This is a genomic window from Methylobacter sp. sgz302048 (genome assembly GCF_052162025.1).
GTDB lineage: Bacteria > Pseudomonadota > Gammaproteobacteria > Methylococcales > Methylomonadaceae > Methylobacter.
The window spans coordinates 1,756,535-1,770,554 of the sequence record NZ_CP197401.1; the positions used below are offsets into that span (position 1 = coordinate 1,756,535).

General features: G+C 63.7%; 2 protein-coding genes (1 of these 2 only partly in view). Both read left to right on the top strand.

Annotation, left to right across the window (positions count from 1 at the left end; genetic code table 11):
• Window positions 1-12,963, top strand: coding sequence for an amino acid adenylation domain-containing protein (locus tag ACTNE6_RS08210; protein WP_442499290.1), 12,963 nt, complete (start codon window positions 1-3; stop codon window positions 12,961-12,963).
• Window positions 12,960-14,020, top strand: the 5' portion of a protein-coding gene (locus ACTNE6_RS08215; protein WP_442499291.1) for an amino acid adenylation domain-containing protein. It continues 13,696 nt past the right edge of the window; 1,061 of the gene's 14,757 nt are visible here — the first part of the coding sequence; its start codon is at window positions 12,960-12,962; the stop codon falls past the right edge of the window. Before ACTNE6_RS08210 ends, ACTNE6_RS08215 begins: the two co-directional genes overlap by 4 nt.

Sequence of the window (14,020 nt, forward strand, 5' to 3'; positions counted from 1 at the left end):
ATGAAAAGTTATTCCACGGATAAATTATCAACGCTTGAACGCGAAGCATTAGTTAAACAAGCGATAGCCGGAAAATTAAAACGCAAGCAATTAAAGGATACTCCTATCCCTCATGCCGACCGTGACCAGCGCCTGCCGCTGTCCTTCTCCCAACAGCGGCTTTGGTTCCTCGCCCAAATGGAAGGCGCCAGTGAAGCCTACCATATCGCGGGCGGGATACGGCTGACAGGCTATCTGGACGTGACGGCCTTGCGGCGCGCGCTGGACCGGATCGTGGCCCGCCATGAAGCCTTGCGCACCCTGTTCATCGAGCAGGACGGCGAGGCGAGCCAACATATCCTCGACCCCGACCGCAGCAGTTTCGCGCTCCTGGAACACGATCTCAGTACCGTCGCTGACCCTTCGTCCGCCCTAATCCGGCTTTCCGAACAGGAAGCCCAGGCGCCGTTCGACCTGGCCCAGGGTCCGCTGGTGCGCGGCCGCCTCGTCCGGCTGGCGGCCGACGAACATGTGCTGCTGGTCACCATGCATCACATCATTTCCGACGGCTGGTCCATGGGCATCCTGATCGACGAACTGGGCCGCCTCTACGGCGCCTACAGCCACGGCGGAGATGATCCCTTGCCGGCTCTGGACATCCAATACGCCGACTATGCCGTCTGGCAGCGGCGCTGGGCCGAAGGCGAGCAGCTGCACGCCCAGGCGGCTTATTGGCAACAAACGCTTGCCGGTGCGCCCGCCCTGCTGGAACTCCCCACTGACCGGCCTCGGCCGCCACAGCAGGATTATACCGGTGCCTTGCTGGCCGTCCGGCTGGACGCCAACCTCAGTGCACAGCTCAAGGCCTTCAGCCAACGCCACGGCGTGACCCTGTTCATGACCCTGCTGGCCGGCTGGGCCCTGACCCTGTCACGGCTCTCGGGCCAGGATGACCTGGTGATCGGCACCTCTTCGGCTAACCGGGGGCGGGCCGAAATCGAAGGCCTGATCGGTTTCTTCGTCAACACCCTGGCCTTGCGGATCGACCTGTCGGACTCGCCCACGGTTGCGGCTCTGCTCGAACGCGTCAAGATCCAGACCCTCAATGCCCAGGCCCACCAGGACATCCCGTTCGAACAAGTCGTCGAAATCGTGCAGCCGCCTCGCAGCCTGGCATATTCTCCTTTATTTCAGGTCATGTTTGACTGGCAAAGCACGCCTGGCGGAAAACTGAGCCTGCCCGGCCTCAGTCTGGCTCCGGTAGAGGTGGCGCGCGCCAGTGCTCAGTTTGACCTGAGCCTTTCGCTGAAAGAAGACGGCGACCGCATCGTCGGCGGTCTTGAATATGCCACGGCGCTGTTTGACCCTGATACCGTTGCCCGCTACCTGGGCTACTGGCAAGCCCTGCTGGCCGGCCTGGTGGCGGACGATAGCCAGGCCATTGCCCGCCTGCCGATGCTCAGCGAAGCCGAGCGCCGTCAGGTGCTGTACGGCTGGAACGCTACCGATGCCGATTATCCCCGTGACCGTTGCGTCCATGAACTGTTTGAGGCGCAAGTGCGGAACAATCCGGATGCGGTGGCGGTAGTGTTCGAAGACCGGCGTTTGACCTATGCTGAACTCAACAACCGGGCCAACCAGTTGGCGCACTACCTGCACAGTCTGGGTGTCAAGCCCGACGACCGGGTCGCGATCTGCGTGGAACGCAGCCTGGAGATGGTAGTGGGGCTGCTGGGTATCCTGAAAGCCGGCGGCGCTTACGTGCCGCTGGATCCGGCTTATCCGGCCGACCGGCAGGCCTACATGCTCGCCGATGCGACGCCCAAGGTGCTGCTGACCCAGGAGCGGCTCAAGGGCATCCTGCCTCAGACGGAGATCCATACGATCGTTTTGGACAGCGATTGGGAGCGGATCGGCGAACAGCCGGACACGAACCCGGCGCCGCAGTCACTGGGTCTGACGCCGCAGCATCTGGCTTACGTCATCTACACCTCCGGCTCGACCGGCCAGCCGAAAGGCGTGATGATCGAGCACCAGGCGCTGGTCAATTATGCACTGGGTGCGGCACAAGTATTTGAACTGACCCGTGCCGATACGGTCCTGCAGCAAAACTCGATCAACTTCGACCTCTCTGTCGAAGAGATCTTCCCGGCACTGCTGTCAGGCGCGACGCTGGCGCCGAGCGAGCGCCTGTTCGGCATGGACAGCGAACTGCGCCCGACCTTCGTGCATCTGACCGCGGCGCACTGGCACACGCTGGTGGCCGAATGGGAACGCTCGCCGGAGCGGGCGCGGGCGCAATTGGCCGGCGTGCGCCTGCTCAACGTAACCGGCGACGCGCTGTCGCCGCAGAAGCTGCAAGCCTGGGAAGCGCTCTGCCCCGATAAGAAAACCAAGCTGGTCAACACGTACGGCCCGACCGAAGCCACCGTCTCCTGCACGGCCGCCTACGTCAAACATAATCCCGAGATGGCCAGCGTCACCATCGGCCGGCCGATGGCCAACACCCGCATTTACTTCCTCGATGCGCAGGGTGAACCGGTGCCGGTGGGCGTGGCCGGCGAACTCTTCGTGGCCGGCGACGGCGTCGGCCGCGGCTACCTGAACCGGCCCGAACTGACCGCCGAGCGCTTCATCCAGGATCCGTTCAGTAACGATCCCAACGCGCGGCTGTACAAGACCGGCGACCTGGGCCGCTGGCTGGCCGACGGCAGCATCGAATTCCTGGGCCGCAACGACTTCCAGGTCAAGGTCCGGGGTTTCCGCATCGAACTGGGCGAGATCGAGGCCCGGCTGGCCGGCCATCCGGCGGTCCGCGAAACGGCCGTGCTGGCCCGCGAAGACGGGAGCGGCGGCAAACGGCTGGTGGCCTACTACACCGGCGACGCCGGGCTGAGCGTGGACGACCTGCGGGCTTATCTGGCCGAGACGCTGCCCGAGTACATGGTGCCGGCCGCCTTCGTCTACCTCGAAGCGCTGCCTTTGACTGCCAACGGCAAGCTGGACCGCAAAGCCCTGCCGGCGCCGGAGGGCGATGCTTACGCCGCGCGCGGCTATGAAGCGCCGCAAGGCGAGACCGAACAAACCCTGGCGGCGATCTGGGCCGACCTGCTCAAGATCGACCAGATCGGCCGCCACGATAATTTCTTCGAGCTGGGCGGGCATTCCTTGCTGGCCGTGACCTTGATCGCACGCATGCGCCAGGCCGGCTTGAACATTGACGTGCGAGCCCTGTTCAGTGCGCCAACGCTGGCCGGTCTGGCGGCGCTGGCCGACAACGGCAGCCAGGCCGAGCAAGTGGTCATTCCGGCCAACCGCATCCCTGACGGCTGCACGGCCATTACCCCGGACCTGCTGCCGCTGGTCAGTCTGGCACAGGCCGATATCGACCGCATCATTGCCGCCGTACCAGGCGGGGCGGCCAACGTGCAGGACATCTATCCGCTGGCGCCGCTGCAGGAAGGCATTCTGTTCCATCACCTGATGGAATCCGAAGGCGACGCCTACCTGATGCCGGTGCTGATGGCGTTCGACACGCGCGAACGTCTTGACGGGTTCCTGGCCGCCTTGCAGGCCGAGATCACACGCCACGATATCCTGCGCACGGCCGTGGCCTGGGAAGGCCTGCCGGAGCCCGTGCAGATCGTGTGGCGCCAGGCTCCGTTGAAAGTTGAGGAGGTCGCCATAGACGCTGAAGCGGGCGATGCGGCCGAACAATTGGCGGAGCGTTACGATCCGCGGCATTATCGCCTCGATGTGCGAGTCGCGCCGATGATCAACGGCTTCATGGCCTATGACGCCAAGAAGAAGCAGTGGCTGTTGCTGCTGTTGGCCCACCATTTGACCTTCGATAACACTGCGCTGGATATCCTGCTCGAGGAAATCCAGATGCACCGGCTGGGCAAGAGCGACTTACTGCCGGCGCCGCTGCCGTTCCGCAACTTCGTCGCGCAGGCACGCCTCGGGATGAAGCCGGAAGCGCACGAAGCCTTTTTCCGCGGCATGCTGGCGGGTGTTGATGAGCCCACGGCGCCGTTCGGCCTGCTCGACGTGCGGGGCGACGGTGCAGGCATCGAAGAAGCGAAGCAAGACCTCGGCCTTGATCTTGCCCGACGTCTGCGCGAACAGGCCAGAGTGCTGGGCATCAGCGCCGCCAGTCTGTTTCACCTGGCCTGGGCCGCCGTGGTGTCAAAGACTTCAGGCCGCGATGACGTGGTCTTCGGCACGGTGCTGTTCGGGCGCCTGCAGGGCGGCGAAGGTGCCGAGCGGGGGCTGGGCATGTTCATCAATACCCTGCCGCTGCGCGTGCAGCTGGCCGAGGGCAGCGTCCTGGAACAGGTCCGTGACGTGCAAACACGGCTGGCCGAGCTGCTGCGCCATGAGCATGCGCCGCTGAGCCTGGCGCAACGCTGCAGCGCCGTGCCCGCGCCGGCGCCGCTGTTCAGCGCACTGCTCAACTACCGGCATAGCCAAACGGAGGCAATGGTCGACGGCGCAAACGCTTGGCAGGGCATCGAAATCCTGTCATCGAGCGAAGAGCGCAGCAATTATCCGATCGTGCTGTCCGTGGACGATCTGGGCGAAAGGTTTGCGCTGTCGGCGCAAACCCTGTCGCCGGTGGCGCCGGAACGGCTGTGCGCCCTGATGCAGACGGCGCTGGACAACCTGATTACGGTCCTGGAGACGGCGCCGGACACGGCCATGCGCCGGATCGGCGTGCTGCCGGAAGCCGAACGCCGCCAGGTGCTTTACGACTGGAATGCCACCGAGGCTGATTATCCGCGGGACCGCTGCCTGCATGAACTGTTCGAGGCGCAAGTGCGCAAGACGCCCGATGCGCCGGCACTGGTGTTCGAAGACCGACAGCTGAGCTACGCCGAACTGAACGCGCGCGCCAACCGCTTGGCGCATTATCTGCGTCGCCTGGGCGTAAAGCCCGACGACCGGGTGGCAATCTGCCTGGCGCGCAGCGTCGAGTTGGTGATCAGTCAGCTCGCCGTGCTCAAGGCGGGGGCGGCCTACGTGCCGCTGGACCCGGCCTATCCGGCAGAGCGCCTGGCCTACATGCTCGAGGATAGCGCTCCGCTGGCGCTATTGACCGACACGGGCCTCAAGGTCCGGCTGACGGAGCGGTCAGCCGGCGCCAAGCTGATTGATCTTTTTGCGGAGGCGGCGCAGTGGGCTCATCAGCCTTCCGATAACCCGGACTTGGCCGTAGTCGGCCTGACCCCGGCACATCTGGCCTACGTCATCTACACCTCCGGCTCCACCGGCCAGCCCAAAGGCGTCATGGTGCCGCATGCCGGCGTCATGAACCTGGTCAGCTGGCACAACCGCCAATTCCAGGTCAGCGCCGCCGACCGGGCCACGCAACTGGCGGGCCTGGCTTTCGACGCCAGCGCCTGGGAGACCTGGCCGTACCTGTCGGCCGGCGCCTGCCTGCACCTGGTGCGGCCCGAACGGCTGGGCCAGCCGGAGGCGCTGTGGCAGCAGCTGGCCGACGACCGCATCACGATCGCGTTCATGTCGACGCCGCTGGCCGAACTGATGCTGGCTTCGCCCCGGCCCGAACACTTGGCCCTGCGCTGCCTGCTGACCGGCGGCGACCGGCTGCACGGCCATCCGCCGGCCGGGCTGCCGTTCGAACTGGTCAACAACTATGGCCCGACCGAGAACAGCGTCGTCTCGACCTCCTGCACCGTACCGGCGGGAGGCGATGGGCTGCCGCCAATCGGCAAGCCCATCGCCAATACCCGCGTCTACCTCCTTGATCCACAGGGTGAACTGGTTTCGATAGGGGTCGCCGGCGAGATCCATGTGGCCGGCGACGGCATCGCCCGCGGTTACCTGAACCAGCCCGAGCTGACCGCCGAGCGCTTCATCCAGGATCCCTTCAGTAACGATCCCAACGCGCGGCTGTACAAGACCGGCGACCTGGGCCGCTGGCGGCAAGATGGCAGTATTGAATTCCTGGGCCGCAACGACTTCCAGGTCAAGATCCGCGGCTTCCGCATCGAGCTGGGCGAGATCGAGGCCCGGCTGGCAGCCTGTGCCGGTGTGCACGAGGCCGTCGTCATGGCGCGTGAAGACCAGCCCGGCGACAAGCGCCTGGTGGCCTATCTGACGGCCATGACCGATGCCAGCCTGAACATTGACGAGCTGCGTGCGCAGTTGAAGGCCGGGTTGCCCGAGTACATGGTGCCTGCAGCCTTTGTGATCCTGGAGGCGCTGCCGCTGACCGCTAACGGCAAGCTGGATCGCAAGGCGCTCCCGGCGCCGGATGCCAGTGCCCTGCAAACGCAGCAGTATGAAGCGCCGCAAGGCGAGACCGAACAGGCCCTAGCGTCGATCTGGCAGGATATCCTGCAGATCGAGCGCGTCGGACGCCGTGACCACTTCTTCGATTTGGGAGGGCATTCGCTGCAGGCGGTGCAGGTTATCACCCGCATCCGGCAGAGCACTGGATGCGAATTGGCCTTGCGCGACCTGTTCGACTATCCGGTCCTGCAGGACCTGGCCAGACAGCTGCAGCAGAGTGATGCCAGCACTTTGGCACCGATCGAGCGAGCCGATCGCAGCCGATCTTTGCCGCTGTCCTTCTCCCAACAGCGGTTGTGGTTTATCGCCCAAATGGAAGGCGCCAGTGAAGCCTACCATATCGCGGGCGGGATACGGCTGACAGGCTATCTGGACGTGACGGCCTTGCGGCGCGCGCTGGACCGGATCGTGGCCCGCCATGAAGCCTTGCGCACCCTGTTCATCGAGCAGGACGGCGAGGCGTTTCAGCAAATCCTCGACGCTGACCGCAGCAGCTTCACTTTATTGGAACACGATCTCAGCACCGTCGCTGATCCTTCGGCCGCCCTGGCCCGGCTTTCCGAACAGGAAGCCCAGGCGCCGTTCGATCTGGCCCAGGGTCCGCTGGTGCGCGGCCGCCTCGTCCGGCTGGCGGCCGACGAACATGTGCTGCTGGTCACCATGCATCACATCATTTCCGACGGCTGGTCCATGGGCGTGCTGTTCGAAGAGCTGGGCCGCCTTTACGCCGCTTACAGCTGCGGCGGAGATGATCCTTTGCCGGCTCTGGACATCCAATACGCCGACTATGCCGTCTGGCAGCGGCGCTGGGCCGAAGGCGAGCAGCTGCACGCCCAGGCGGCTTATTGGCAACAGACCCTCGCGGGTGCGCCCGCCCTGCTGGAACTTCCCACTGACCGGCCTCGGCCGCCACAGCAGGATTATGCCGGCGCCCTGCTGGCCGTTCAGCTGGACGCCAGCCTCAGTGCGCAGCTCAAAGCCTTCAGCCAGCGCCACGGCGTGACCCTGTTCATGACCCTGCTGGCCGGCTGGGCCCTGACCCTGTCGCGGCTCTCGGGCCAGAACGACCTGGTGATCGGCACCCCCACGGCCAATCGGGGGCGAGCCGAAATCGAAGGCCTGATCGGTTTCTTCGTCAATACCCTGGCCCTGCGGATCGACCTGTCGGATTCGCCCACGGTCGCGGCTCTGCTCGAACGCGTCAAAATCCAGACTCTCAATGCCCAGGCCCACCAGGACATCCCGTTCGAACAAGTCGTCGAAATTGCGCAGCCGCCTCGCAGCCTCGCGCACGCCCCGTTGTTCCAGGTCATGTTCGGCTGGCAAAACACGCCCGGCTGGGAACTGAGCCTGCCCGGCCTCAGCCTGACGCCGGTAGAGGCTGAGCACGCCAGCGCCCAGTTTGACCTGAGCCTCCTGCTGAAAGAAGACGGCGACCGCATCGTCGGCGGTCTTGAATATGCCACGGCGCTGTTTGACGCTGATACTATTGCCCGCTATCTGGGCTACTGGCAAGCCCTGCTGGCCGGCCTGGTGGCGGACGACAGCCAGGCCATTGCCCGCCTGCCGATGCTCAGCGAAGCCGAGCGCCGCCAGGTGCTGTACGGCTGGAACGCCACCCAGGCCGACTATCCCCGCGACCGCTGCGTCCATGAACTGTTCGAGGCGCAGGTTGCCCAAAGTCCCGAGGCCGATGCCGTGATATGGGACGGCGGAAGGTTGAGCTACGCCGAGTTGAACACCCGGGCCAACCGTCTGGCGCACCATTTGCACAATTCAGGCGTAGCGGCTGGCGATTTCATCCCGGTCGTTATGGCACGCAGTGTGGAGATGCTGGTGGCGCAACTGGCCGTGCTTAAGAGCGGCTGTGCCTACGTACCGATCGATCCCGAGTTTCCGGCGGATCGGCAGGCGTTCATGATTCAGGATTGTCAGGCCAGGCAGGTGATCGTTGCGCAAAACAGCGAAGCGGGCCAGAACTGGCCAGGCGTGCAGGTGCTTGACCTGGCGCAGGCAAATGAAGCCATCGCCAGTTGCTCATCGGCCGATTTACACCTGCAACTAGCTGCCGATACGCCGGCGTACATCATGTATACCTCGGGATCGACCGGTGTGCCCAAAGGCGTGATTATTCCGCATCGCGCGATCAATCGGCTGGTTATCAACAATGGCTATCTGCAGATTGAGCCGACAGACTGTATCGCACACTGCAGCAACCCCGCCTTCGATGCCTCGACTTTTGAAATCTGGGGGGCTTTGTTAAACGGTGCGCGCATGCTGATTCTTCCGCAATCCGCCGTGCTTGAATCGACAACGTTCGCCCGTCTGCTGACCGAGCATGCCGTAACGAGCATGTTTTTGACGACAGCGTTGTTTAATCAATACGCCGTTATCTTGCCCGAGGTTCTGGGGCAGTTAAAACACGTGCTCTTCGGTGGCGAGAGATCTTCGCCGCTTATTGTGAAGCAGTTCCTGGACAGCCAGCCTCAATGCCATGTGATTCATGTCTACGGCCCGACCGAAACCACGACCTTTGCGACTTCCTATTCAGTTGAAGCCATCGCCGAGCAGGCCGATAGTATTCCCATTGGCCGTCCGATTTCGAACACCCAAATCTACATTCTGGATTCTCAACAGCAGCCGGTGCCTATCGGTGTGGCCGGCGAGATCTATATCGGGGGACCGGGCGTAGCGCAGGGCTACCTGAACCGGCCCGAGCTGACCGCCGAGCGCTTTATCGCCGATCCTTTCGGCGGAGAGCCGGGGGCACAGCTTTACAAAACGGGTGATTTGGGCCGTTGGCGTGCCGATGGCAACATCGATTTTCTGGACCGCAACGACTTCCAGGTCAAGATCCGCGGCTTCCGCATTGAGCTGGGCGAAATCGAGGCCCGGCTGGCAGAACACCCGGCGGTCCGGGAAACGGTCGTACTGGCCCGCGAAGACGGTCCCGGCGGCAAGCGGCTGGTAGCCTACTACACCGGCGATGCCGGGCTGACCGTGGATGATCTGCGCGCGCATCTGGCCGAAACGCTGCCAGACTACATGGTGCCCGCCGCCTTCGTACAGCTGGATGTGCTGCCGCTGACCCCGAACGGCAAACTGGACCGCAAGGCCCTGCCGGCGCCGGAAGGCGATGCCTATGCCGCGCGCGGCTATGAAGCGCCGCAGGGCGAGACCGAACAAACCCTGGCGGCCATCTGGGCCGAACTGCTCAAGATCGACCAGATCGGCCGCCATGATAATTTCTTCGAGCTGGGCGGGCACTCCCTGCTGGCCGTGACCTTGATCGCACGGATGCGTCAGGCCGGGTTGGCTGCCGACGTACAGGCCTTGTTCACCGCACCGACGCTGGCCGGGTTGGCGGCGCTGGCCGATAACGGCAGCCAGATCGAGCAGCTGGTCATCCCGGCCAACTGCATTCCTGACGGCTGCACGGCCATTACGCCGGACCTGCTGCCGCTGGTTGATCTGGCGCAGGCCGATATCGACCGCATCATTGCCGCCGTGCCGGGTGGGGCAGCCAACGTGCAGGACATCTATCCGCTGGCGCCGCTGCAGGAAGGCATTCTGTTCCACCACCTGATGGAGTCCGAAGGGGATGCCTATCTCTTGCCCTCTCTCTTGGCGTTCGACACGCGTGAACGTCTAGACGGGTTCCTGGCCGCCCTGCAGGCCGAGATCACACGCCACGATATCCTGCGCACGGCCGTGGCCTGGGAAGGCCTGCCGGAACCGGTGCAGGTGGTCTGGCGCGAAGCGAAACTGGCGATTGAAGAGGTCATTCTGGACCCTGAAGCCGGCGATGCCGCCGAACAGTTGGCTGAACGTTACGATACGAGACGTTACCGCCTCGATGTGCGTCAGGCACCGATGATCAACGGCTTCACGGTCTATGATTCAAGGAAAGGGCGTTGGCTGCTGCTGTTGTTGACCCATCATTTGGCGCTCGATCACACTGCGATGGCCGTCCTGCTGGAGGAGATCCAGATGCATCAGTTGGGACAGGCAGAGCAACTGCCGGCGCCGCTGCCGTTCCGCAACTTTGTTGCGCAGGCGCGGCTAGGGATCAGCCGGGAAGAGCACGAAGCCTTTTTCCGCGAGATGCTCGGCGATGTCGACGAGCCGACCGCGCCGTTCGGTCTGCTCGATGTAATGGGCGACGGCAGCCGGATTCAGGAAGCCGAGCTGACCATCGCCGCAGATCTGGCTCGACGCCTGCGGGAACAGGCCAGGGCCTTGGGCATCAGCGCCGCCGGCCTGTTTCACCTGGCCTGGGCTATGGTGGTGTCGCGGACCACGGGGCGCGATGACGTGGTGTTCGGCACGGTATTGTTCGGGCGCATGCAGGGCGGCGAAGGCGCCGGCCGGGTGTTGGGCATGTTCATCAACACCTTGCCGTTGCGCGTGCAGCTGGCCCAAGGCAGTGTCCTGGAGCAAGCCCGTGACGTGCAAACACAACTGGCCAACCTGCTGCGCCATGAACATGCGCCGCTGAGCCTGGCGCAACGCTGCAGCGCCGTGCCCGCGCCGGCGCCGCTGTTCAGCGCACTGCTCAACTACCGGCATAGCCAAGCCGATGCCTCGGCCGACCATGCCGCCGCCTGGCAGGGCATCGAAACCTTATCGGGCGGAGAGCGCACCAATTACCCGATCGTGTTAGATGTGGACGACCTGGGCGAAGGGTTTTCGCTGACGGCGCAAACCCTGCCGCCGGTGGCGCCGGAACGGCTGTGCGCGATGATGCATACGGCACTGGACAACCTGATTACAGCCCTGGAGCAGGCGCCGGATACTGCTCTGCGCCAGATCGGCGTGCTGCCGGAGGCCGAGCGGCAACGCGTACTATACGACTGGAACGCCACCCAGGCTGACTATCCGCGGGACCGCTGCCTGCATGAACTGTTCGAGGCGCAAGCGGCACAACAGCCCGATGCGGTGGCGCTGGTATTCGAGGATCAGGCGCTGAGCTACGCCGAACTGAACGCCCGGGCCAATCAGCTTGCGCACCATCTGCGCCGTTTAGGCGTAGGCCCCGATGTCCTGGTCGCGGTCTGTACAGAGCGCAGCCTGGAAATGGTGGTGGGCCTGCTGGGCATCCTGAAAGCCGGCGGCGCCTATGTACCGCTGGACCCGGCTTATCCGGAAGATCGCCTGGCCTACATGCTGGCCGATGCTGCGCCCCAGGTGCTGCTGACGCAAGAGCGGCTCAAAGGCATCCTGCCCCAGACGCAGGCCCATACGATCGCCTTGGACCGCGACTGGGGGCGGATCGGCGAGCAGCCGGATACGAACCTGGCGCCGCAGTCGTTGGGCCTGAAGCCGCGCCATTTAGCTTACATGATCTACACCTCCGGCTCGACCGGCCAGCCGAAAGGCGCCATGAACGAACACCGCAGCGTGGTCAACCGGCTCAACTGGATGCAGAAAGCCTACGGCCTGACAGCGGACGATGCCGTCCTGCAAAAAACCCCGTTCAGCTTCGATGTCTCGGTCTGGGAATTCTTCTGGCCGTTGCTGACCGGTGCCCGCCTGGTGATGGCGAAGCCGGAAGGCCACAAAGACCCCGGCTATCTCAGCGAAGTCATCCGGCAGAACCGGATCACCACGCTGCACTTCGTGCCGCCGATGCTGCAAATCTTTCTGGAATACGGCAAAGCCGCCGACTGCACCAGCTTGCGGCGGGTGATCTGCAGCGGCGAAGCCTTGCCGGTCGCGTTGAGCAACCGTTTTCACGAACTGCTCAAGGATACGGAACTGCACAACCTCTATGGCCCGACCGAAGCCGCCATCGACGTGACGGCCTGGGCCTGCGAGGCCAGGACAACGGCGAGCAGCATCCCGATCGGCCGGCCGATCGACAACACCCGGATCTACCTCCTGGACCCGCAGGGCGAACCGGTGCCGGTCGGCGTGCCCGGTGAACTGTTCATCGGCGGCGTCCAGGTCGGCCGCGGCTACCTGAATCGGCCCGAGCTGACCGCCGAGCGTTTCATCCAGGATCCGTTCAGCCGCGATCCCGAAGCCCGGCTGTACAAGACCGGCGACCTGGCCCGCTGGCTGGAAGACGGCAGCATCGAGTATCTGGGCCGCAACGACTTCCAGGTCAAAATTAGAGGCTTCCGCATCGAACTGGGCGAGATCGAGGCCCGGCTGGCCGACCATCCGGCGGTTCGGGAAACGGCCGTGCTGGCCCGCGAAGACGGCCCCGGCGGCAAGCGGCTGGTGGCCTACTACACCGGCGACGCCGGGCTGGCCGTGGAAGACTTGCGCGCGCACCTGGCCGAGACACTGCCCGAATACATGGTGCCGGCGGCCTTCGTGCATCTGGAAGCACTGCCGCTGAGCCCGAATGGCAAGCTGGACCGCAAAGCCCTGCCGGCGCCGGAGGGCGATGCTTACGGTGCGCGTGAGTATGAGGCGCCGCAGAGCGAGACCGAACAAGCTCTGGCTGATATCTGGTCCGAGCTGCTCAAGATCGAGCAGGTCGGCCGCCACGATAATTTCTTCGAACTGGGCGGACATTCCTTGTTAGCGATATCACTGATTGAAAAGATGGGGCAGAGGGGATTGGTCGCGGACGTGAGAGTGGTATTTACCGCCCCAACTCTGGCCAAGCTGGCCGAAGCAGTGGAAGAAGAACAAATTATGGAGATTAGAATATGAAAATTGAAGCGCTATTACAGCAACTCAGCGAGAGTGACATCTCACTTGCCGTCGAAAATGACGAGTTAGTCATTCTTGGAAAAAAACAAGCATTAGCTCCTTCATTACTTGCCGAGTTACGTGAAACGAAACCCGCTTTGATTGAATTTCTAAGGTCAAATGGCCCCATCGTTTCCAACAAGCCAATTGCTGATTCTCTGGATAGTTCTCAATTATTGAATCTGGCGCCTGAGTATGTTGATCAAATCACGGCCACTGTGCCGGGCGGTGCGGCCAACGTGCAGGACATCTATCCGCTGGCGCCGCTGCAGGAAGGCATCCTGTTTCACCACCTGATGGAATCCGAAGGGGACGCCTACCTGCTGCCGTCCCTGATGGCGTTTGATACGCGCGAACGTCTTGACGGGTTCCTGGCCGCCTTGCAGGCGGTGATAGCGCGCCACGATATCCTGCGCACTTCCATCGCCTGGGAGGGGCTGCCGGAGCCGGTCCAAGTGGTCTGGCGCGAAGCGAAACTGGCGATTGAGGACGTCGTCATCGACCCTGAAGCCGGCGAGGCTTCGGCGCAGTTGCGGGCGCACTTCGACCCGCGCCATTATCGAATCGACGTGCGCCAGGCGCCTCTAATCAGCGGCTTCACGGCCTATGACGCTAGGGAAGGGCGCTGGCTGCTGCTGCTGTTGACTCACCATTTGGCGATCGATCACACCACGATAGACATCCTGATGGAAGAGATCCTGATGCACCAGCTGGGTCTGGAAAACCAACTGCCGGCGCCGTTGCCGTTCCGCAACTTCGTCGCGCAGGCACGGCTGGGGATGAAGCCGGAAGAGCACGAAACCTTTTTTCGCAAGATCTTGGCGGATGTCGATGAGCCGACGGCGCCGTTCGGTCTGCTCGACGTCCTGAGCGACGGCAGCCGGGTTCAGGAAGCCAGGCTGGCCGTCGCTGCGGATTTGGCAAGACGGGTGCGGGAACAGGCCAGAACGCTGGGCACCAGTGCTGCCAGCCTGTTTCATCTGGCCTGGGCTGCCGTATTGTCAAAGACTTCAGGCCG

Bases quoted from the DNA above. Each gene is read 5' to 3' on its own strand.
- ACTNE6_RS08210 (WP_442499290.1), top strand. From the start codon at position 1: ATGAAAAGTTATTCCACGGATAAATTATCAACGCTTGAACGCGAAGCA.